This window comes from Arcanobacterium phocisimile (genome assembly GCF_016904675.1).
Taxonomy (GTDB): domain Bacteria; phylum Actinomycetota; class Actinomycetes; order Actinomycetales; family Actinomycetaceae; genus Arcanobacterium; species Arcanobacterium phocisimile.
In genome coordinates this window covers 1,636,106-1,658,429 of record NZ_CP070228.1, presented here as the reverse complement: position 1 = coordinate 1,658,429, position 22,324 = coordinate 1,636,106, and the positions used below count along the sequence as shown (strand labels likewise).

Below are 22,324 nucleotides of genomic sequence, written 5' to 3'. Positions count from 1 at the left end.
CTGTGGCGGAAAATCTGGCGTTCGCGTTGAAGAATGCGAAAATGAGCCGGGAGGTGATTCGTGAGCGGGTGGCATTTGCGGCCCGAGCGCTTCAGTTGGATGAGTTGTTGGAGCGGCGCCCAGGTGCACTTTCTGGTGGGCAACGCCAACGGGTGGCGATGGGCCGGGCGATTGTGCGTGAGCCGCGGATTTTTTGTATGGATGAGCCGCTTTCTAATCTCGATGCGAAACTTCGAGGTTCTACGCGTGCGGAGATTGCGCAGTTACAGCGTCGGCTAGGGGTGACGACGATTTATGTAACCCACGATCAGGTTGAGGCGATGACGATGGCTGATCGGGTTGCGGTATTGGAATCGGGGAAGTTACAGCAGGTTGTTCGGCCGATTGATCTTTATCGCCAGCCAGATAATGTTTTTGTTGCTAGTTTTATTGGTTCGCCGGCTATTTCGTTGCTGGATGTGGCTTTTGACGGGGTAGCGGTAGCGATTGGGAGTGCTTTATTGCCTGTTGCGCCGCATATTCGCAGCCAGGCCGGCGCGCGGATCACTGTGGGGTTACGGCCTGAGGCGTGGCGTCTGGTTCGGCCGAGTGAACCGGGGTTAGATGTGCACGTGGATTTGGTAGAGCAATTAGGCGCTGAATCTTTTATGTATGCTACGGTTGCGCAGCACAATACCAGGAGGATCGATTTTTGTTCAGTCGTTGATAATAACCGGATTGCTGTGCATCTTGAGCGCAATCAGCGCGTTGGGGTTAATGACGTGGTGCGCATCGCTCCGGCTACGGCTGAGGTGCTGTATTTTGATGTGGTGACTGGGCGGGCGCTGCGGTAGCGGGTTGTATGGCGGGGAATTGGGGCACTCGGCTAATACTGCAGTGCTAGCTCAATGTAACGAATGTGTACTATCTCCCAGTTCTAGGGTGGAGATCCTCTTTCAGCTTCAAGCTGATAGAGTGACTACTTAGTTATTCGTTGTTTCATCGGTATTATTAAGGTTTTTACCGCAAGGTAGTTATATGGGAGTTGTATGTTTGGTCGTAAAGTTACCTGGCAGTATGGGGTTGCTGGCTTAACAAGTTTAGCAATGCTGGTTAGTCTCCCTATCGCAGGGCTTACTGCTAGTGCAGATACTGTGCCTTCGTCTCACTCTGATTCGGAGCTACCTAACTCTTTGGATGATTCTTCGGATCAAGATTCGCTCGATCTAGTGGATGCACCACTTAGCACTGATGGTGAGGCGTCATCCGAAGGTGTGCCTACTGAAGATAGTGATTCTTTGGGGGATAGTTCGGATCCACTATCTGACGATGATGAAGATTTTGACCTTTCCGCAGCAACTGTTGTAGCGGGGGGGCGTGATCGGGGCTCCTTAACTCCCGAATCGGTTTGTACTCCTGGAGTTTTCCATGTTTTAGGTTCGCGTGGTGAACTTCAGCATTGGAAATACAACTCAGACGGCAAGCCAGCCGAACTCATTACAACTAATGACGTTCCGTTTGGAATTTTTCATTGGCTTAATAATAACGACGGGGGTGTCCGCTCGGACTCCGGAGCACAGTATCACCCCAAGCTGAGCTACAACCCCGATGGTCGTTTCGACGCTATGGGTTTCGATCGAAATAAAATATTCGTCCTCAATGCGCCTAAGACGAACGATAAAAATCCGGGTGGCGAGGGCATTATCATTCATGAGTTTGATAAACGTACCAGTAAATGGTATGCACATACCCGGACTGGGCGCGTTGAAAACGGCTGGAAAAGTGCGACGTGGCACGGCGAAACGATCTATCAGAATAAGGTTCCAAAGGGGAGACACTTCGGGCACTCTCCAACAATGTCAACGTTATTTACTCCGGAGTACGGTCCGGGGCAAAAGAAAAACACTTTTTCGAGGGCATACACGAGTTTCATCGGCGGAACAGTCCTCAATGATGGAACCTATATTTTCGGTGGCACAGCGCATGAGCGCGACCGCAGCAACAACACAAACGATTTCAAACTTTTTGCCCGGAAGCCTGATGGTCAGATCATCTATCTTGGCCATACCTCTGTACCGCAACTTCAGGATACCTCCACTGGTGATTTCATCAGTTCTCCAGAAGGCGACCTATACATAACTAGTGGTTCCATTGGTGGTAGTTTAGGCGATGGAATCCAGAGCGATTCAACGATCAGTCTCGTCAAGATAACTGCAAACGATCTGCGCGAACGTATCAATGCCCCCGGTGCGACGTGGAACGGTAAGAGTAGTCAGTGGCGTTCTTCTAACGGGGCAGGCTTCTACCACAATAGGAATAATAAGCTCGGCTCTACTCCCGTGCAGATTAAGAACAGCAAAATCTTTAATAATGTTGCGGTTCAGACCCCAGGTTTTAAGCCACGCAAGTTGAGTGGCGTCAGCTATTCGTCCGCAGGAAAGATGATTGTGGCGTTCTATGGAGATACGACTGACAACAGGACCATAACTAGGTTCTTTGAGGTAGATACAGCACAAATTCAGCAACGAACTCCGGTCACTGCTACGACGTTGTTTGATAACAATAAAGTGAGCAATGAAGTATATGCATGGGGGAAAAATGCCGGTCGTCCTAATCCTATCGTGACTGAAATGCACGGGTGTCCGTTTCCTTCTGCAACGCCCACCCCTCCAAAAGCTAAACGTAAGATCACCCTGTTTAAAGTGCTAGAGCGAGCTAAGCCGAGTGATCAGTTTGAGATTGACTTCAATCCGCTCCGGAGCCACGAAAATCAACCGCCTTACCGGATTGAAGAGGTAAACACGTCAAACTTGCCTCTTGTGGACGGTAAGTACAAAATTGGCGAATTTGAGTTGCCCGCAGCTAGCTTCACAGGGCGTTTTCGTGAGAGTGCCCTTGGTAGTGCTAAGTTAACTGATTATCGGACGACGTTAACGTGTACTGCAACAGGTAGTGGTCAAGTGGATCCCGGCAGTCAGGAAAACGTTGGCTATAACCGCTTCTTTGATCTCACGGTTCCTGAGAATGTTACCGGAGATGTGGAATGTACGTTAACTAATACCAGCAAACTTCCTAAAACGCATAATGTTAACGTTTATAAAAAATTTGACAAGCGTTACAGCGACAGCGATCAATTTACCATTGAATTAACTACTGGCACTAATATCGCTCGTCGAGAAACTACAAGCTCCAGTCAGAGTGGCGGTCAGGATCACCTCCTGTTCACGGCTTCTGATATTCCTACTTCTAGCCGAGTGAAAATCGCGGAACGTGGGAAAAATGGCGCTGACTTAAGGAATTATGACACTGCGATTTCGTGTTATGACAATCAGCGTTCAACTGGTGGAAAGAAACTTGCTGGAATAGAGGCTCAAAGTTCCTCATTGCAGTTTAGTTTCCCTAAGGATCTTGCGCCTAATGCAACTATCCATTGCTATGTTGACAATACCGCGCATACTGCCACGCGCAAGGTGCATATCTACAAGCAATTTGATAATCGGTACGCTCCTACAAACAATTTCAGAGTTAACGTGTCTCAGGGAGGTCGTGAGCTTGTTACTGGTTGGACAAAGTCTGCCAATACTGTGGGTAGTCCGATTAGCTTGGGTTCGGCGAATGTTCAGGTAGGTTCAGCGTTTAACGTGGCTGAATTGCCATTTGGTGATACTGATTTAACAAAGTACACCACTCAAATTGTTTGTCACCAAGATTCAATTTCCGGACAGATTGTGGGACAGACAGCTGGTCGTTCTCATACACAAACAATTCCCGGTAATGTGCCAGATAATTATTCGTTGCATTGCTTGGTTGATAATAAGGTGAAAACTGCAGGGCGTACATTCTCGCTATTCAAGAAGTTTGACGATCTTGATCCAGCAGACGATATTCCTCGGTTTAATATTCTTGCTGGATTTCATGGGGGAGCTGCTATAGGTAAGAACCTGAAGGTTGAGGGTAATACCGTAACTGGATCAACCACTGAAGAATTCCAGATTGGCTCAACAATCAGTATTCCTTCCGGGCAATACGGTATCTCAGTAAGTGAAAAGGCAGACTACCCTGAGCCCCAAGCAACTGCGTATCGCGAAAAATTTAACATCTCACTTTCGTGTACGGTTGGTGGCAATCATTTGCAGATGATTAACGCGAGCAACTTCGTTAACGACGGATCCTGGTACTTCAACGCAACATTGCCAGCATCGGCTGATGGTGACATTAAGTGTGTTTTAACTAATCGGCTCAAGCCGCAACCCAAGGGTAGTATCTCCATCAATAAGGTCAGCCAAAACGGCGATCGCCTAGCAGGCTCAGAATGGAAGATTCAGCGGCTCTCTGGTGGTGCCTGGGTTGATGTGGCCATCGCGTTAGCCGATCGCACTGATGGAAATCCGGAAGCGGGCTTCAACCTTGATAACGATCCGCAAGCCGGTGTAATCAAAGTATCTGGTTTGCCGTTGGGAACGTATCGAGTAGAGGAAACTAAGGCTCCGGTTGGCTTCCTTATTAATCCTCAACAACCGGAGGAGTTTGAGCTAACTGCTGACAACACCGAAAAAGTGTTAACAGTTAAAAACGATCAAGCTATATCTCCTACACTTCCGCTAACCGGCGGGTGGGGCACTCTGCCCTACATGATTTTTGGCGCCATCTTCATTGGTGGAGCCTCCCTGGCCTTCGTGATTGCGAAGCCAAAGCGTAACTAATTATCGTCCCTTGGGATGAAAATACAACAAAAAAGAAGGAGTTCATAGTGAGTAATACTCTCAGAACTAAACGTCTAGGTGCATTCCTAGCGTTAATCACTGCTTTCGCAATCGCGTTTGCAACACTTGTAGTACCTGCTGCATTCGCTCAATCTGCGGCCGATGTCGAGGTAGGTAATATTAATGAAAACCAAAAAGGTAGTTTGACTGTTCATAAGTACGTTGCGCCTACCTTTGCGGGCAAAGCTGATGGCACCGAGCAGCTGAATGCTCCACAAGAAGCAGAGCGTAAGATCTCTGGTGCTCAATTTTCTGTGACTAAAGTGGATCTCGACTTAACAAAGGCTGCTAATTGGAGTGAGCTTGAAGGGCTTAAAGTTGTTGGCGATAATGTCCAAAAAGCAGATGGTAGCCGTCTAGACACCGCCACTACTCTGACACAAACAACCGACGCTGGTGTAACAAAATTTAATGAGCTCGCTGTTGGTGTTTACCTTGTGCGAGAAATCGATCCGTTGCCTGCGGGTGTTACGAAAGCAGTGGAGCCTTTCTTCGTAACGATTCCTTACGCTAATCCATCCGCTCCTAATGCTCAAGATGGCTGGTTGTACGACCTTCACGTGTATCCCAAGAACGAAGTGACCAAGAAGCTTGACAAGGTTGCTGGCGATAACACTAATACTACTAAACTAGGTACCGATATCGACTGGAAGCTTACCGTTCCTGTTCCTGCGGTCAATAACGCCATCACTAAATTCGAGGTTACCGATACCTTGCAAGAAGGTACTGTAGTTAGTCAACAAAATGATGCTGTAGTTACTCTTGATGGTGATCGGTTGACAGCTGGACAAGATTTGACAGGACCTCATCACTATAAGGTTAGCGGTCAAGGCACCAAGAATTTTAAAATTGAGTTCACAAATGCTGGTTTGAATAAGCTGAATGCGAAAAAGGGGAAGAATCTTAATATCCAGTTCTTCGCAACCGTTAATTCACTAGAGGCAAATAAAGTTATTAACAATAATTTCAATGTCGCCTACGAGGTAAGTAGTAAACCATTTAATCCTGGTGAGCCACTTGACCCTCAGACCCCTCCTGGCAGTGATCCAAACTATCCACAGGATCCCACCCCACCACCAACTATCCCACCGTTCACACCAGACCCGGGTGCGACGCCGCCTACCGCTTACTTCGGTGATTACAAACTGCACAAAGTCTCCACTGAAGGAAAAGTTAATTTGAAGGATGCTAAGTTCTCCGTATTTAAGACTCTAGAAGATGCGAATGCCGATCGCGAACCTGTCTTAACCGATCAGACCTCTAACGACGCGGGCATCGTTGACATTCAAGATCTTTACCGAGGTAAGGATGCTGCAGCTCGAAAGAGTTATTGGGTGAAAGAAACTTCAGCTCCTGCCGGCTTCAAGCTAAATAGTGAGCCGTTTGAGATTATCATTACTCAGGATACGGGTGGCCAGGGTGGTGATCGGGAGGTTCCTAACGAACCTTATGGTCCAGGTGATCTTCCAAACCTGCCACTAACCGGTGCAGCTGGCAAGGTTCTCTTGACCATGGCTGGTGCAGCTATCGTACTGATCGCATTCGGTACTGTGATAGTAACCCGCCGTCGTAAGGCCTGAACATGGGCAACGCGTTAATCACTGATTAACCACTTACCATAAGTTAAGCCTCAAGGCACACACCGTGACCTTGAGGCTTAACTTATAAAAAGCTCCCCCCCCGCAACAAGCAACCCAGTGATACTTAAGCCACCACGCAAACCACGTGCACAGCACCCAGAATCATCACCGGTGTCAAACCACCTCGCAAAAGAAAGTCAAGGCATGAGAGTATATGTAGGCCGAATCGTTGGCGTCCTGTTAGCATTACTAGGATTCGCGGTACTTCTATACCCCACAGCGGCCTCCTGGGTACACCAATACACCCAGTCCACCTTAACCGGAAAACTCCATGCAATAGCCGCAAAAACCGAACCTGCTGGCACCGAACAACTAGATCAAGCACACCGCTACAACAAAGCCCTCCAAGCAGGAGCACGGCTTGCCCCGAACACAAACGTCCCCCTCAGCGACGTAAAACAAGTCGAAGAATCACTAGGGCTGTGGGACTACAACCAAATCCTGCGCGTCGCAGACACCGACATTATGGGACGAATCCTCATCCCCAAAGCCGAAGTAGACCTCCCCATCTATCACGGAACATCAGAACAAACACTACTTCGCGGCGCCGGACACCTCCAAGGAACATCGCTCCCCGTTGGCGGAGTTGGCACCCGAACCGTGATCACAGCACACCGTGGCCTCGCCGAAGCAACCATGTTCAGCTACCTCGACAGGCTAGAACCCGGCGATAATTTCACCCTCAGTATCTTCGACGAAGTATTAGCGTACCGAGTACGAGACGTCAAAGTAGTCGCGCCAGAAGATAGCGAAGCCATCGTCGCCGAACCTGATAAAGATCTTGCCACACTAGTTACGTGTACACCGCTAGGAATCAATACCCATCGCATCCTCGTCACCGGCGAACGAATCTATCCCACACCACAAAAAGAAGCAGACGAAGCACACGCACCGTCAGGATTACCGCGATTCCCGTGGTTTGCCGTCTATTACGCGATCGGTACTGTTCTTGGCGTAGGCGTTATCCTGCGTTCACTTTATATGATCATCAAACTTAAAAAGGCCGACGAAGAACCAAAACCTGCGCCAGCACACCGCCGAAAGTAAGACTAGCTATCCGAGTATGCCGAAACTGTAAAAGCAGTATCTTGCGCTGTATTTCGCACAACAATTCCGATGTGGAGATCATGCTAGCCACTCCATCATATTTACGATCGACTACCTACGCACAGCATGTAATAGGATAGCCTAACCTAATATGATGGCTAGAGTGATTGGAGCGTCATGCAGAAAAAACATCGGAAAAATACGCTAGCTGGAGCACTAGCTGCCGGATTAGCAATCTCAGCATTCATTGTTCCTGCAGCCGAGGCCGCTACATCCCCCGCAGTTAACGGTTTTACCGTTCAGCTCAACGAAATCGACGATAGCGGTAAGCGATACCTTGAATGGGGCCATGACGGTTGCACCGGATCACTTGGCGAATCCCCAGAAATTACTTACACACTCACAAAAGGGGATACCCCCGTTCCGATTAACGGGAAAAACAGGATCGAACTAGCCGATAGTGACGATGCTACATTCACCCTAACCGGTGTGTGCAAACCCTCACGATGGTTGGGCAGTAGTTCCTGGCAACACACCAGCGTCAGTTTAGCCGTACAACCCGGGAAACAAGCGCCCAGCCACCACAATCAGGCAGTACCGAAGAAGAAGATAACCCGGCTACCGAAGAAGCCAATGGGCCATTTACCTTATACTTCGATAAAGAAAATGAAGGCCTAGCCAAGAAACTCACCTGGCGAACCACCGGCTGTCAATCATCACAACAGCCAACCATTACCCTCGAGCGTGACGGCGAACAAATTGATGTTAATGGCCGCACCGAGTTATCCCTCCAAGGCCAACAAGCCGGGCAATACGCCCTTACTGCGAAGTGCTCACGAGAATGGCTTGTACCTGAAAGTCTGCAAAAGACGATCACAGTCACCAGCGAAGATGTAGGGCAACCAGCGCCACCGCACGAAGAATCCGATATGGAAATCATCTCGGCCGCATTCACCGAATCAGAAACCGGGCGGAGTTTATCGTGGGACGTTCGCGGATGTTCAGTGCAAAATAAACGCACCGTCGTCGTCGATGTACTCCTCGGCGGGCGTGAAACAAAACTTCGGAAAACCTCCCGCAAAGAAAACGTCAACGCCTCCCAATGGCCAACCGGCAAATATACTGTGGTTGCCAAATGTATCAACATAAAAACACGAGAAACGCTACACACCAAAACCCTCCCACTGGAATTGACTCGAGCAAATCTCGCCACCACATTCGCCGGCGAAGAACTCAGCTATCTGATCCCTCGCCCGGAGGCAGGGTACATATCTCCTCATACCCTACTCACAACGCATTACAACTCAAAGACGGCACTGAACGGTCCTGGGTTTTGTTCCTAGGTGGTGGGTATTAGTATACTGGGTTGGTTGGCCCAGTGGTGGTCTTCGATTTCTTGCGGGGTGCGGTATCCCAGTTCGCAGTGGAGGCCGGTGGTGTTCCACCAGTGAACCCAGCATAAGGTTCCCCACTCGACTTCGGTTAATCCTTCCCAAGTTTGGGAGTAGATCAGTTCACTTTTGTATAGGCCGTTGATGGTCTCGGCTAGGGCATTGTCGTAGGAGTCTCCCACGCTACCAGTGGACTCATCAATCCCCAGATCATGTAGGCGTTCGTGGTAGGCGATGGAAACGTATTGGCTACCGTGATCACTATGATACACCAGGCCCTTCAGCCTTCCTTTAACGGTTGCAATCGCATGATTGAGCACCTCTAAGGGCAAAGCCTCGGTGGTCAGGCGGCTCTTGGTTGCCCAGCCCACGATCTTCTTGGAGTACACGTCGGTGACGAACGCGGTGTAGACGAATCCAGACTGGGTGCGCACATAGGTAATATCCGCAACCCACAAACGGTTCGGCGCTGGTGCGCGGAAGTTACGCTGAACCTAAGTCAGGGCGCACATCTGGCCTTGTAGCGGGCTTGGTAGTGATGGGCTTCCTGCCTCGGATCACCGTGAAGTCCAGCGATCTTCATTAACCGGGCAACCTGATCGCGGCCAATGCTATGACCTGCCCGAGCCATGGCCCGCCTGAGCCATGGCATGCCACATCTTACCCACCCCATACACGCCGTAATTGTTCCGATGGATATCGATCATGATGGGGATCACTTCGCAGTCCCGCAACGAACACTTGGAAGACAAAATGCCTCTTAGTAGCGCGGTATCCGCGCGCGGTTATAAACCCACCTTCGCGGTGGCGAGCCAATGTAGTGCAGATGAACTCTACCCCGAAACGATCACGATACGCATCGATGAACGCGATCATTTCTTGGCTCGGGGGTCGAGTTCGGACGCGAAAAAAGCCGACGCCTCTTTGAGTAGCTCATTGACCCGCCGAAGCTCCAAAATTTTCCGCACGAAGCCGAGCGTTTTCCGCCTCGTAATCGATCGCGCTGCCTTGCCCGGCTTTAGCCGAAGCGGCGTCCTTTTTCATCCAATCCAAGATCGAATGCGGTGACATACCAAGTTTAACCGCAATCGCTTGGGCTGCTACCCAACGTGAACACTCATGAATCCGCTGATGTTCAAACGTCAAACGAACAGCCCGATCCTTCAACTCCTGCGTAAATTTCCGTGCCATAACAACAATCCTTCCTCAAAACAACACGGAACAAAAGTCAGGGCGGTTCAGTAAGACGGAAGTATTTACCCGCGAAAGCTAACAACTAGTTAGCTGGTTTTATTCTTGAAAGCCAGACAGGCAATGACACCGGCAAATTTCGATATCTGGCTTAGCATCGACGCAGGACAAGACTGATCACTGAGCAACCGCCATTAATCGTAGTGGCGATCAAGCCTATTCACATTCGCTTCCCCAATAATGAAGAAAAAACTCCGACACATTTATGATGAGCTTGCCAGCCTTGGCCGAATACTTGTTGTGGTAGATCAGTCAGCAACAATTCGGCGCGCTGGCTGTGGCAGTGCCCCAAGCAATTGGGGATACAGGTCGCGTACTTACCTGGTTTGACGATGCGACCAATCGCGGATCTATACCCAGGAAACGCTAAAACCAACCAGCGCGATGCGTTCATCATCGCTCAAGCAGCTCCCACGATCCCCCACTTCACATGGTTGATGAAGATGAAGCCGAGCTGGGGATGCTCACCGAATTTGATGATGATCTCACCCAACAACTCACCCAGACCAGGAACCGTATCTAGGGCTTGTTTACTCAGATTCACCCCCGGTATACAACGCGTAATCGGACCACGCCTAGACCATCAAGCAACTGCTAGCCATGCTACAAACCTGGCCAGTACCAGACCAATTGAAGAAAGCTGGCCATGCTCGCATTAGTAGCAATACTAAAGAAATACCCAGCTCGGTATCGGCAAGCTCCGGCAGACGAAACCCGTGACGCTCTAGCCACACAAATACTGACCGTGACCGGTATGACCGCAGCCGCTATTGTTATCGCGCACCTTGCAACAACGCTCAATGAACTCTACCGCCAACGAGCCGACATCAAAAACCCAGATCGAGGCACTGGTGAGCGACCACCCTCTTCACTCGGCCCTCACCTCCATGCCAGGAGTTGGGATCAGGACCAGTGCTGTCACCATCGGACGAACTAGCAGGTAAAGAATTTGCTTCTGCCACACACCATGCCTCATATGCCGGACTGACACCCGCAACTCGTCAATCAGGAACATCAATTAAATCTGAAACCGTGTCCCACACGGGCAACAAACGCCTCAAACGAGCCCTGTTCCTCTCCGCTTTTGCCTCCCTGCGATCAGATTCGACCTCACGGCGCTACTACGACAAGAAACGCCTGGCTGAAAAAACGCCACAACCAAGCCATCATCGCACTCGCACACAAACCTCTAGCAGTCATCTTCACCATGATCTAAGACGGGACTTTCTACAAAACCCGACCCGTCAAACTAGCTGCCTAGGCCTGACAAAAGAGATAGGGGCCCCGAAGATCATTAGCAATCCGCCAAATAGCCTTATAAAGATGTGAAATACTCGGCGGTCAATATCGAAGAATTAGCCATAAGGGCATCTAATAACATTTCCTACTGATGAAATTCAACCATGACGACGAATTGGCAGGCATACTTCGACGATTTGCTTTTGAAACGCAGGTCGGCGATCTTGTGTTTTGCGACTGCTCAGCCAATATTTAGCAGTAGCGAACCTGAACCACTAGTAGGTTATAAATCTTGATTTCTTTCCGGTCACGCAGATGATCGGCGATAATATGGCTCATTAGCAAAGAAACCTCATATGGGTTATAAAACTCGCCTACCTTCTTGCCTGCATTCGCTAAAAAATCGAACGCATCCGATTCGCTGATTCCCAAATCTTGGATGCCAGCTGTTGCTTATTCACCGATTCACGTATTTTTCTATTCGTGACATGAATGAATTATTCAACTTAAAAATACCGGGTTATAACGAGGAATTAAGAGTTGTTAGTAGACTCGCTACTTCATTTTAGGCTTGAGGATACCTGACCTATAAAGGTCGTTACTATCAATAAGTTGTGTCACTTGGTCGAACCACCCATTATCTTTGTCCAGTTGCTTCAGCCAGCGCCGAATAACGATGATTGCACCGTAACTACCCGGATGTGCAAAATCTGGGGCATCTCGCTTCTCCTTAGGGCGAACTTTGAAAGAGATGTCGAATGAGCGGTTCCAGAGCTGAGCATAGTGTGCGCATTTGTTGCGAAGCGAAGAATATGCGTGCAATGTGGAAGAAAAACCTTCACGAGCAATAGCTAACGAATCAGCCGTATTCAAAATAATATCTTTGTTTGCCATGTACTGGCATAATCTCGCGAAGGTTCCAAAACTCATTGTTTCGATTGCAACCCACACGGGAACATGAGAGAAGTCGTCACCCTGTCGGTAGCGTTCTATTGTCGGTTGATTCTTTCGCAGTAGCTGCGAGTGCATTTTGTTTATGTGATCATCCAGCCCCGGTGTCACTGCGAGGTAGTTTGCTTTTTCTAAATAAAACGCATTACTGCCATATATTTTTCCGGCTTCATATGCGAAAACAGACCGTGTGGAAGCTTCGATTATTTCTAATGCTTCAAGCAGTAATCGCCGCAAGCGTTGATCGAGGTCCATAAGAGACGAAATATCGTCAAAACTGATGCCATTGGAGAAATTATTCTTGCCATGTCGAGGGTCTTCTTGAAATTCTCGAGCATACCCAGAAAAACGATAATAATTATGGGATCGCAAAAAATTCTCGGCTTCAGTTTTGGAATGAATAATAAGACCGCGTTCTTCTAACAAAAGAACCTGATCTTCTATTGAAAGAAAGCACTTATTGTTCGCCATGGCAATCCCAAAGTGAAAATTGGCCCTCCGCATTTGAGGAAGCCGAAGCTCTAGCCTTGGGAGGGCGCTGACGTAACTAATCTATCAGATTTCCTTGTATAGCAGAACCCACATTTTATGCATTACGTAACTACCTTAGAAACTTACAGAAAATGCGAGGACTGTGAAAGTAACTGGTGTGTCATGCACTAAACTATCCCTATGCTTTGTGAATCTACCCGCGCTCTTGTGACACATGTGCTCGCGGATCATGCCCGCAGCTCGGGATCCATCCCCAGCTCGGTTTCCGACCATGGCAACAGCCCTGCGCCGTCCTCACTCATCGCTGCTGTCCAAACCCGGTCTGGCCGCGTGATCGCGGGTTTGTCTGAGAATGATTTTCGGCAGTTGCGTGCCAAGAATATTTTTGCCGACGACGATCCCGCCGTCGCCGTAGTCCTATTACACGCGCTAACTGGCAGAATCGTGTGTCCGCCAAAGCCGTGGCGTGAGTTGTTGTGTGCCTATGACCCGGCTATCACGTGTGTTATGCGAGATGACGCTGGCCTGCATGAAGAGCTGGCGAGCCAGCTCCCGGAGTGTGAATTTACTGCGTTCACCCCGCAGCAGATAAATATGTGGGAGGGGTATGAAACCCTTGTTATGAGCGGGCAGAAGAAGCAGACTATCCGGCTGGACGATCCATTCGTGGTGGGGCCAGCGCAGATTGTGCTTGATAAGGATTCTGGGAGGGTCGTAGTGGATGCGGTGGTAACTGCGGTGCGCACATGCAAACTGTCGGAGCTTACTGAGGATGATGCACGCCGTGATGGTTTTGCCTCGTTGGCAGAGCTTTATTCGGCACTGCATCAGCATTATCCGCAACTGCCTGCTGATCCGCCGGTGGATATAGTGAGGTATGAGCTTGCGAAATGAAGAGGTGTGAACATGAGTCGAGTAGAAAAATGGGAGCAGCGAACTGAGCTCCCGATGGTGATTTTGGCTGTGGTTTTTCTGGTCTTTTACGGCTGGGAAGTTATTGGCGATCTCCAGGGGCTTTCCCGGTTGCGCATGGAGTTGGCAATGAATGTAATCTGGGGAGTTTTCATCGTCGATTATTGCGTTCGCCTGATTATTGCAGATAATCGGCGATCCTGGTTTCTGCGAAATTTGTTCGATCTTGTGATCGTGCTTTTGCCGCTGTTACGTCCGCTACGCATGCTGCGTCTGCTGGCGTTTGTGAAGGTTCTGGGCCAGCGGGTAACGGTGGGATTTCGCGGAAAAATCGTTGTCTATGCGGTGTGTGCTGTGACGATGTTGGTTCTTATTTCAGCAATCGCGGTGCTCGATGCGGAGCGCCGGGCGCCGGGGACGATGCTTGCTAACTTCGGGGATTCGTTGTGGTGGGCGTTCGTTACGATTACTACCGTGGGTTACGGGGATCTATTCCCGGTGACGACGACGGGACGTGTTATTGCCTTGCTCCTCATGGTTGGTGGAATCGCGCTGACCGGTATTGTTACGGCAACGCTTGCGTCATGGATTGTTGAAACAGTTAGTGAGGAGTCTGAGGTTCACCAGACGGCAACTAAGAAAGAAATCGCTGATCTGCGTGCCGAAATTAGTGAATTAAAGGAGCTTCTCGCAAAGCAAACGTTTTAGACTACAATGAGCGTTATGATGCAGAAAATTTTTACTGGCGCTGTGTGCGGTGTGTGCCTTGTTCTGGCCGGTTGTTCAGCTCCTGAGCAAGCCCAGCCAAATACCGCCACCGAATCAGTGTCCAGTAATAGCTCCCAGATGATGGATACGAAGAAAGACCAAAACCCAATGATTATTGATGTTCGCACCCCAGAAGAATTCGCTACCGGGCATGTTGCTGGCGCGGTCAACTTCGACGTCAACGATGCTGAATTCCAAAACCAGGTTAAAGATCTGGACAAGTCCGCAGCTTATATCTTGTATTGCCGTTCTGGAAACCGTGCGGATGGAGCCAAAGGCTACATGGAGAGCATCGGCTTTACTGATGTGAAGAACCTTGGGTCGGTTCAAGAGGCGTCCCAAGAGTTGGGCCTCGACGTCGTCGATAAGTAACTTAAGTGACTGTATAAAAAATTGGGGCGAACCGTGGTTCGCCCCAATTTTTGTTTAAAGCTCAAGCCTTGTCGACTGATGATCCAATAAACCAAGCTTGCTGTTCAAGCTGGCGGACGTAGTCTAGCAGGATGTCGGCAGAAGCCGGATCTTCGGCGTCGACCTTTTCGTGAACCTGACGCATTGTGCCAACGGTTGCGTTAATCGCGGCAACTGCTGCCACGACTGCTTCCTCGGTGGAAACGATAGTTTCCTTGACTGCTGGCAGGCTGGTGAGTTCTCCAACGCTTTGCGGGCGACCATCTGGAACAAGGTTGATTGCGCGCATGCGCTCAGCAACTTCGTCAGATGCTGCGCGTGCAATAGCAACGACCTCGTCTAGGTAGAGGTGCAGGCCACGGAAGCCAACACCTACGACGTTCCAATGCAACTGCTTTCCAACTAGGGACAGTGCGGTGACGTCGGTCAAAACTTTTTGTAGGCTTTCAGATAGAACTGAGGAGCCGGTGAAACCCTTGGTCATCTTCTTTCCTCTCTCTATAGAACATTTCCTTACGATTCCATTATCCGGTTTTGGTGATGGAAAATCGCCTTACTTCGCTTCTGGTGGAAAAGCGGCCACGAACTTTGCAACTGCGGTACGCAAGAAGGCTGCAGTGTCATCGTTGAGCTTGTTCTCAACGTAGAGATTATGAATAAAGCTCAAGTAAATTTCTGGTTGCGCAATAACTTGTGCATCTAAGAATGCGAGAACGTTACGTAGATCGCGAATAGCGCCGAAACCGCCGAAGCCTCCAGGAGATGCGCTAGCGACGAGGGTGGGTTTGCCGGAGAAGGTTTGTGCTCCGTATGGGCGCGAAAGGATATCGAGTGCGTTCTTCAACACTGCCGACATTGAGCGGTTGTATTCCGGAGTGGTGATGATGAAACCATCAGCTGCGTCGGCTTTGGCTCGTAGTTCGGTGACTGCGGCTGGGATTGCTTCTGGTGTATCCCAATCTTGATCGTAGAACGGAAGGTCTGCGATGGACAGAAATTCTGCTTCGTAGCCGTCGGGGAGCATCGAGACGAGATCTTCAGCAATTGCGCGATTCCAGGATCCGTGACGGGTGCTTCCGACGATGACGGCGATCTTCTTCATTAGGTGCCTTTCTAAGCAGTCAATGTATGAATGGTTTTCGATGTCAGAGCCGAAAAATCGATTGTTTAATATTAAACCATATGAGGGGGCGGGTGTCTACTGGTGTGAATGTGACGTAGGCTGAGTGTAAGAGTTGGCGGGCAATTGCACGTCGTTGAAACTGTTCCATAGTCCATGAGGTGGACTATCTATCTCATGACGCGGAATGGTGTCCACTTAAAATAGTGTCACCTCGCTTACGTTCTGAAATTGTCTTGAAACGACGCTGGAAAATGGCTTTGTGGTAGTGCTTACGTTGTTTTGGTTTGACGGTTGGTTGTGTGGGTGGGTATTGTTTTTTCTTGTCGCCGAGGAGCGCGGTTAGTGTTCTGGTGGTGATGGTTTCCTTCCTTGTTGATGTGTGACTGGCTTGGGTTTTGACTTGAGTGTGGTTGTGTGTTAGTTTGGTGGGGTTATCCTTCTTGATGGTTGCCTGGTTTTTCTGGGTGGTTGTTGGGTGTGGGTGTGTTGTTTGATATCTCAATAGTGTGTCAGCTTTTTATAATGATTGTTTTTGTTTGGATTGCATGCTGACTGTTTTTGGTTGGTGTGTTTTCTTTATTTTATTTTGGATGAGCTAGTTTTGGTTTGTCTGTTTTGTTGAGCCTGTTTTGGCTTTTCGGACTGTATTGATTGGATACCCTTTGGGGTGTTTGGTTTTTGTTTGGAGAGTTTGATCCTGGCTCAGGACGAACGCTGGCGGCGTGCTTAACACATGCAAGTCGAACGATGAAGCTCCAGCTTGCTGGGGTGGATTAGTGGCGAACGGGTGAGTAATACGTGAGTAACCTGCCCCCTTCTTCGGGATAAGCCTTGGAAACGGGGTCTAATACTGGATATTCTGCTCCTGCCGCATGGTGGGTGTTGGAAAGGGTTTCTGGTGGGGGATGGGCTCACGGCCTATCAGCTTGTTGGTGGGGTGATGGCCTACCAAGGCTTCGACGGGTAGCCGGCCTGAGAGGGTGACCGGCCACATTGGGACTGAGATACGGCCCAGACTCCTACGGGAGGCAGCAGTGGGGAATATTGCACAATGGACGCAAGTCTGATGCAGCGACGCCGCGTGGGGGATGAAGGCTTTCGGGTTGTAAACTCCTTTTAACACTGAACAAGGCGAAAGTTGAGGGTAGGTGTTGAATAAGCGCCGGCTAACTACGTGCCAGCAGCCGCGGTAATACGTAGGGCGCGAGCGTTGTCCGGAATTATTGGGCGTAAAGAGCTCGTAGGCGGTTTGTCGCGTCTGCTGTGAAAGACCGGGGCTTAACTCCGGGGCTGCAGTGGGTACGGGCAGACTAGAGTGCGGTAGGGGTAACTGGAATTCCTGGTGTAGCGGTGGAATGCGCAGATATCAGGAGGAACACCGATGGCGAAGGCAGGTTACTGGGCCGTTACTGACGCTGAGGAGCGAAAGCATGGGGAGCGAACAGGATTAGATACCCTGGTAGTCCATGCCGTAAACGTTGGGCACTAGGTGTGGGGCCTATTTCCATGGGTTCTGTACCGTAGCTAACGCATTAAGTGCCCCGCCTGGGGAGTACGGCCGCAAGGCTAAAACTCAAAGGAATTGACGGGGGCCCGCACAAGCGGCGGAGCATGCGGATTAATTCGATGCAACGCGAAGAACCTTACCAAGGCTTGACATGCACCGGAATCATGCAGAGATGTGTGCGTCTTCGGACTGGTGTACAGGTGGTGCATGGTTGTCGTCAGCTCGTGTCGTGAGATGTTGGGTTAAGTCCCGCAACGAGCGCAACCCTTGTCTTGTGTTGCCAGCACTTTTAGGTGGGGACTCACGAGAGACTGCCGGGGTTAACTCGGAGGAAGGTGGGGACGACGTCAAATCATCATGCCCCTTATGTCTTGGGCTTCACGCATGCTACAATGGCTGGTACAGAGGGTTGCGAGCTTGTGAGGGTGAGCGAATCCCTTAAAGCCAGTCTCAGTTCGGATTGGGGTCTGCAACTCGACCCCATGAAGTCGGAGTCGCTAGTAATCGCAGATCAGCAACGCTGCGGTGAATACGTTCCCGGGCCTTGTACACACCGCCCGTCACGTCACGAAAGTTGGTAACACCCGAAGCCCGTGGCCTAACCTTTTTGGGGGGAGCGGTCGAAGGTGGGATTGGCGATTGGGACGAAGTCGTAACAAGGTAGCCGTACCGGAAGGTGCGGCTGGATCACCTCCTTTCTAAGGAGCTACCTTCATGCCCTGTATTTTTCATGTTTGTTTATTTTGGGGTGTGGCTGGCATTGACCTGTTGTGGTTGGTGTTGGTTGTGGTGGTTTTTAGTGGAAAAATCGTTATGGATTGTCTGGCATGCTGTTGGGGTGTGGGGTAATACTCCGTGTACTGCCTGTGCTTTTGGGTGCTCATCGTGTTGGGTGTTCAGGGGTGTGGTGTTGGTGTGGTGGTTGAGAATTGTATAGTGGACGCGAGCATCTTTGGTTTTTTGTAAGTGTTCAAGAGCGTTCGGTGGATGCCTTGGCATACGGAGCCGATGAAGGACGTTGTAGCCTGCGATAAGCCTCGGGGAGTTGGCAAACGAGCTGTGATCCGGGGGTGTCCGAATGGGGGAACCTGGCTAGAGTTATTTCTAGTTACCAGCATCTGAATGTATAGGGTGTTTGGGGGTAACGCGGGGAAGTGAAACATCTTAGTACCCGCAGGAAAAGATATTCTGTGAGTAGTGGCGAGCGAAAGCGGATGAGGCTAAACCATGCGCGTGTGATAGCTGTCGGGCGTTGCGTGTGTGGTGTTGTTGGGGCCATGTTTGATCCCGCCGATGAGGGGTCGGGTAGTGATAAATGCTGGTGTGTAGACGAATCAGTTGGGAAGCTGGACCGTAGACGGTGAGAGTCCGGTAGTTGGAACATGTCAGTCTGCTTTATGTGGTGCCCGAGTAGCACGGGGCCCGTGAAATCCCGTGTGAATCTGCACAGACCACTGTGTAAGCCTAAATACTCCGTGTGACCGATAGTGGATGAGTACCGTGAGGGAATGGTGAAAAGTACCCCGGGAGGGGAGTGAAATAGTACCTGAAACCGGACGCTTACAATCCGTCAGAGCCTCCTTGGTAGGGGTGATGGCGTGCCTTTTGAAGAATGAGCCTGCGAGTTAGTGGCATGTAGCGAGGTTAACCCGTGTGGGGTAGCCGTAGCGAAAGCGAGTTTTAAAAAGCGATTTTTAGTTGCATGTTCTAGACCCGAAGCGGGGTGATCTACCCATGGGCAGGTTGAAGCACGTGTAAGAGCGTGTGGAGGACCGAACCCACTTCAGTTGAAAATGGAGGGGATGACCTGTGGGTAGGGGTGAAAGGCCAATCAAACTCCGTGATAGCTGGTTCTCCCCGAAATGCATTTAGGTGCAGCGTCGTGTGTTTCTTACCGGAGGTAGAGCGACTGGATGGCCGATGGCCCTTATCGGGGTACTGACGTCAGCCAAACTCCGAATGCCGGTAAGTGAGAGCACGGCAGTGAGACTGCGGGGGATAAGCTTCGTAGTCGAGAGGGAAACAGCCCAGACCGCCGGTTAAGGCCCCTAAGCGTGTGCTAAGTGGGAAAGGATGTGGAGTTGCTGTGACAACCAGGAGGTTGGCTTAGAAGCAGCCACCCTTGAAAGAGTGCGTAATAGCTCACTGGTCAAGTGATTCTGCGCCGACAATGTAGCGGGGCTAAGTACACCGCCGAAACCGCGGCAATAAAACTTTTGTTTTGTTGGGTAGGGGAGCGTCGTACGTGAGGTGAAGCAGCACAAGTGATTGGTTGTGGATTTCGTACGAGTGAGAATGCAGGCATGAGTAGCGAATGACGGGTGAGAATCCCGTCCGCCGAATGACTAAGGGTTCCAGGGCCAGGTTCGTCCGCCCTGGGTTAGTCGGGTCCTAAGGCGAGGCCGACAGGCGTAGTCGATGGGCAACCAGTTGATATTCTGGTACCGGCGAAAAACCGTCAATGTTGAATCATGGGATACTAACCATCCAAACCACCATCTTCTTCCTTCGGGTTGGGGTGTGTGGGGAGCGTGGGACCTGATCGTGTAGTAAGCAAGCGTGTTAACAGGGGTGACGCAGAGTGGTAGCTTCGCGTGGCTAATGGCTTGCCACGTTTAACAGCGCAGCCCGTTCCTCAGGCAAATCCGGGGGACATATAAGGGTGAGGCTGGATGATGACCCATTTATGTGGGGAAGTAGAGTGATCCTGTGCTGTCTAGAAAAGCCTCGACGTTAGGTTTTAGCCGCCCGTACCCTAAACCGACACAGGTAGTCGAGTAGAGAATACTAAGGCGAGCGAGTGAATCGTGGTTAAGGAACTCGGCAAAATGCCCCCGTAACTTCGGAAGAAGGGGGGCCTGATCCCTGAAGCCTTTTAACAGGCTAGGGGTGATGGCCGCAGAAACCAGGGAGAAGCGACTGTTTATCAAAAACACAGGTCCGTGCGAACACGTAAGTGGATGTATACGGACTGACGCCTGCCCGGTGCTGGAAGGTTAAGAGGAACGGTTAGAACATGTAAGTGTTCGAAGCTGTGAATTTAAGCCCCAGTAAACGGCGGTGGTAACTATAACCATCCTAAGGTAGCGAAATTCCTTGTCGGGTAAGTTCCGACCTGCACGAATGGCGTAACGACTTCTCCGCTGTCTCAACCGCGAACTCGGTGAAATTGCATTACGAGTAAAGATGCTCGTTACGCGCAGCAGGACGGAAAGACCCCGGGACCTTTACTATAGCTTGGTATTGGTGTTCGGTACGGCTTGTGTAGGATAGGTGGGAGACTATGAGACAGCCACGCCAGTGGTTGTGGAGTCATTGTTGAAATACCACTCTGGTCGTGCTGGATGTCTAACCTTGGACCATGATCTGGTTCAGGGACAGTGCCTGGTGGGTAGTTTAACTGGGGCGGTTGCCTCCTAAATGGTAACGGAGGCGCTCAAAGGTTCCCTCAGCCTGGTTGGCAATCAGGTGTTGAGTGTAAGTGTACAAGGGAGCTTGACTGTGAGACCGACAGGTCGAGCAGGTACGAAAGTAGGAACTAGTGATCCGGCGGTGGCTTGTGGAAGCGCCGTCGCTCAACGGATAAAAGGTACCCCGGGGATAACAGGCTGATCCTGCCCAAGAGTTCATATCGACGGCATGGTTTGGCACCTCGATGTCGGCTCGTCGCATCCTGGGGCTGGAGTAGGTCCCAAGGGTTGGGCTGTTCGCCCATTAAAGCGGCACGCGAGCTGGGTTCAGAACGTCGTGAGACAGTTCGGTCCCTATCCGCTGCGCGCGTAGGAAACTTGAAAAGGGCTGTCCCTAGTACGAGAGGACCGGGACGGACGAACCTCTGGTGTGCCAGTTGTACCGCCAGGTGCATGGCTGGTTGGCTACGTTCGGAAGGGATAACCGCTGAAAGCATCTAAGCGGGAAGCCTGCTTTGAGATAAGGTTTCCATAAACAATTTGTTTTGTAGGCCCCCTATAGACCATGGGGTTGATAGGCCAGACGTGGAAGCATCGTAAGGTGTGGAGCTGACTGGTACTAATGGCCAACCACTTAACAAAAACATTTTTCGAGTATGTTTCGCGTTCACTATACGATTCCCAACCCCCACACAACAATAGCAGTAGATAATTTAATACAGGATTATTGATCCCAAGATTTTTGACGGTGGTCATAGCGGTAGGGAAACGCCCGGCTCCATTCCGAACCCGGATAGCTAAGCCTTCCAGCGCCGATGGTACTGCACCCGAGGGGGTGTGGGAGAGTAGGACACCGCCGTCATTCAAACATCAATAAAGGGGAGGGCTGGTAAGAAACACTGTTTCCTACCAGCCCTCCCCTTAATCATACCCACACTCGGAAAGATCTCTTTTCCATGAGCGAACATAAATGACCGGCATTTTGCCTATTTGCCTAGCCTAAAGCTATACCATGCGCTAAACTGAGAAGTGGATAAAGTCCAATAACAGGGTTGTTACTGAAAAGGCAAGACCTGAGAAATGCGCATGCATATCTCAGGTCTTTTTGTTTTCAGAACATCCACAATATGTTGAAGTCGTATGCGTAAAGCACCTTCAAAGAGGAAGGAATCACTCATGATCTCTCGTACAGTTACCGTAGCCTCCGCCGTCGGACTACACGCCCGCCCAGCCGCTTTGCTCGCTGAGGCTGCCGAAGCCACTGGAGTTGAGTTCACCCTCACCCTCGATGGAGAAGAAGCAGACGCTGCATCGGTCCTCGACATTATGTCACTCGGTGCGGAACATGGCGATGAAATTATTATTTCAACCGAAGACGACAGTGCAACAGAAGCACTCGATAAGCTCGCTGGACTCATCTCCACCGATCTGGACGCGTGA

At 50.3% G+C, this 22,324-nt stretch carries 13 protein-coding genes, 3 rRNA genes and 2 pseudogenes; 14 read left to right on the top strand and 4 right to left on the bottom strand.

What is annotated here, in order from left to right; genetic code table 11:
• The first annotated feature begins 2 nt into the window (after window positions 1–2).
• The 6 genes from JTE88_RS09170 (at window position 3) to JTE88_RS07470 (ending at window position 8,772) form a co-directional block, all read left to right on the top strand.
• Entirely contained in the window at window positions 3–833 is an 831-nt protein-coding gene (locus JTE88_RS09170; RefSeq protein ID WP_275586614.1) for an ABC transporter ATP-binding protein, read from the top strand.
• A 195-nt stretch (window positions 834–1,028) separates the two neighbouring features.
• The gene (locus JTE88_RS07490) at window positions 1,029–4,682 is read left to right on the top strand and encodes a SpaA isopeptide-forming pilin-related protein (protein ID WP_204424030.1); all 3,654 of its coding nucleotides are present in this window, start codon (window positions 1,029–1,031) and stop codon (window positions 4,680–4,682) included.
• 47 nt (window positions 4,683–4,729) lie between these two features.
• Entirely contained in the window at window positions 4,730–6,322 is a 1,593-nt protein-coding gene (locus JTE88_RS07485) for a SpaH/EbpB family LPXTG-anchored major pilin (protein WP_204424028.1), read from the top strand.
• Between the two features lie 204 nt (window positions 6,323–6,526).
• Window positions 6,527–7,429: a class C sortase gene (locus JTE88_RS07480; RefSeq protein ID WP_204424027.1), complete on the top strand. Its 903-nt coding sequence runs from the start codon at window positions 6,527–6,529 to the stop codon at window positions 7,427–7,429.
• Between the two features lie 177 nt (window positions 7,430–7,606).
• On the top strand, window positions 7,607–8,107 hold the full coding sequence (locus tag JTE88_RS07475) for a hypothetical protein (protein WP_204424025.1): 501 nt from the start codon (window positions 7,607–7,609) through the stop codon (window positions 8,105–8,107).
• 251 nt (window positions 8,108–8,358) lie between these two features.
• Window positions 8,359–8,772 (top strand): hypothetical protein, encoded by a 414-nt coding sequence (locus JTE88_RS07470; protein ID WP_204424024.1) that lies wholly within the window; start codon window positions 8,359–8,361, stop codon window positions 8,770–8,772.
• On the opposite strand, the pseudogene JTE88_RS07465 reads toward JTE88_RS07470, so the two are convergent.
• Window positions 8,769–10,011 (bottom strand): annotated as a pseudogene (locus JTE88_RS07465) (IS3 family transposase). The gene JTE88_RS07470 and the pseudogene JTE88_RS07465 sit on opposite strands and share 4 nt — an antisense overlap.
• 123 nt (window positions 10,012–10,134) lie before the next feature.
• On the opposite strand from JTE88_RS07465, the pseudogene JTE88_RS07460 reads away from it, so the two are divergent.
• Window positions 10,135–11,287: pseudogene (locus JTE88_RS07460) on the top strand (IS110 family RNA-guided transposase).
• Between the two features lie 578 nt (window positions 11,288–11,865).
• On the opposite strand, the gene JTE88_RS07455 reads toward JTE88_RS07460, so the two are convergent.
• Window positions 11,866–12,732, bottom strand: a complete 867-nt coding sequence (locus JTE88_RS07455) for an Abi family protein (RefSeq protein ID WP_204424022.1) — start codon at window positions 12,730–12,732, stop codon at window positions 11,866–11,868.
• 201 nt (window positions 12,733–12,933) lie between these two features.
• On the opposite strand from JTE88_RS07455, the gene JTE88_RS07450 reads away from it, so the two are divergent.
• Genes JTE88_RS07450 through JTE88_RS07440 form a run of 3 tightly spaced genes read left to right on the top strand, consistent with a single transcriptional unit; the run spans window position 12,934 to window position 14,805 of the window.
• Window positions 12,934–13,647: an ASCH domain-containing protein gene (locus JTE88_RS07450; RefSeq protein ID WP_204424021.1), complete on the top strand. Its 714-nt coding sequence runs from the start codon at window positions 12,934–12,936 to the stop codon at window positions 13,645–13,647.
• A 12-nt stretch (window positions 13,648–13,659) separates the two neighbouring features.
• The gene (locus JTE88_RS07445; protein ID WP_204424019.1) at window positions 13,660–14,373 is read left to right on the top strand and encodes a potassium channel family protein; all 714 of its coding nucleotides are present in this window, start codon (window positions 13,660–13,662) and stop codon (window positions 14,371–14,373) included.
• A gap of 15 nt (window positions 14,374–14,388) precedes the next feature.
• Entirely contained in the window at window positions 14,389–14,805 is a 417-nt protein-coding gene (locus tag JTE88_RS07440) for a rhodanese-like domain-containing protein (RefSeq protein ID WP_204424017.1), read from the top strand.
• 61 nt (window positions 14,806–14,866) lie between these two features.
• On the opposite strand, the gene JTE88_RS07435 is transcribed toward JTE88_RS07440, so the two are convergent.
• On the bottom strand, window positions 14,867–15,328 hold the full coding sequence (locus JTE88_RS07435; RefSeq protein ID WP_204424015.1) for a Dps family protein: 462 nt from the start codon (window positions 15,326–15,328) through the stop codon (window positions 14,867–14,869).
• A 69-nt stretch (window positions 15,329–15,397) separates the two neighbouring features.
• The gene (locus JTE88_RS07430; protein WP_204424013.1) at window positions 15,398–15,946 is read right to left on the bottom strand and encodes an NAD(P)H-dependent oxidoreductase; all 549 of its coding nucleotides are present in this window, start codon (window positions 15,944–15,946) and stop codon (window positions 15,398–15,400) included.
• 700 nt (window positions 15,947–16,646) lie between these two features.
• Here JTE88_RS07430 and JTE88_RS07425 point away from each other — a divergent pair.
• The 4 genes from JTE88_RS07425 to JTE88_RS07410 all read left to right on the top strand — a co-directional run bounded on the left by JTE88_RS07425 (window position 16,647) and on the right by JTE88_RS07410 (window position 22,324).
• Window positions 16,647–18,172: ribosomal RNA gene (locus tag JTE88_RS07425) — 16S ribosomal RNA — on the top strand.
• A 262-nt stretch (window positions 18,173–18,434) separates the two neighbouring features.
• Window positions 18,435–21,527: ribosomal RNA gene (locus tag JTE88_RS07420) — 23S ribosomal RNA — on the top strand.
• Window positions 21,528–21,628: 101 nt separating this feature from the next.
• Window positions 21,629–21,746 (top strand): 5S ribosomal RNA (gene rrf, locus JTE88_RS07415).
• Together the 16S, 23S and 5S rRNA genes form the textbook arrangement of a ribosomal RNA operon.
• Window positions 21,747–22,060: 314 nt before the next feature.
• Window positions 22,061–22,324 carry an HPr family phosphocarrier protein gene (locus tag JTE88_RS07410; protein WP_204424011.1) on the top strand — a complete coding sequence of 88 codons (264 nt, stop codon included), beginning with the start codon at window positions 22,061–22,063 and terminating at the stop codon, window positions 22,322–22,324.

What these genes read in the sequence shown, in the direction of transcription:
- JTE88_RS07410 (WP_204424011.1), top strand. Translation starts at nt 22,061, where the DNA reads ATGATCTCTCGTACAGTTACCGTAGCCTCCGCCGTCGGACTACACGCC.
- JTE88_RS07480 (WP_204424027.1), top strand. Translation starts at nt 6,527, where the DNA reads ATGAGAGTATATGTAGGCCGAATCGTTGGCGTCCTGTTAGCATTACTA.
- JTE88_RS07440 (WP_204424017.1), top strand. Translation starts at nt 14,389, where the DNA reads ATGATGCAGAAAATTTTTACTGGCGCTGTGTGCGGTGTGTGCCTTGTT.
- JTE88_RS07435 (WP_204424015.1), bottom strand. Translation starts at nt 15,328, where the DNA reads ATGACCAAGGGTTTCACCGGCTCCTCAGTTCTATCTGAAAGCCTACAA.
- JTE88_RS07445 (WP_204424019.1), top strand. Translation starts at nt 13,660, where the DNA reads ATGAGTCGAGTAGAAAAATGGGAGCAGCGAACTGAGCTCCCGATGGTG.
- JTE88_RS07450 (WP_204424021.1), top strand. Translation starts at nt 12,934, where the DNA reads ATGCTTTGTGAATCTACCCGCGCTCTTGTGACACATGTGCTCGCGGAT.
- JTE88_RS07470 (WP_204424024.1), top strand. Translation starts at nt 8,359, where the DNA reads ATGGAAATCATCTCGGCCGCATTCACCGAATCAGAAACCGGGCGGAGT.
- JTE88_RS07475 (WP_204424025.1), top strand. Translation starts at nt 7,607, where the DNA reads ATGCAGAAAAAACATCGGAAAAATACGCTAGCTGGAGCACTAGCTGCC.
- JTE88_RS07430 (WP_204424013.1), bottom strand. Translation starts at nt 15,946, where the DNA reads ATGAAGAAGATCGCCGTCATCGTCGGAAGCACCCGTCACGGATCCTGG.
- JTE88_RS07455 (WP_204424022.1), bottom strand. Translation starts at nt 12,732, where the DNA reads ATGGCGAACAATAAGTGCTTTCTTTCAATAGAAGATCAGGTTCTTTTG.
- JTE88_RS07490 (WP_204424030.1), top strand. Translation starts at nt 1,029, where the DNA reads ATGTTTGGTCGTAAAGTTACCTGGCAGTATGGGGTTGCTGGCTTAACA.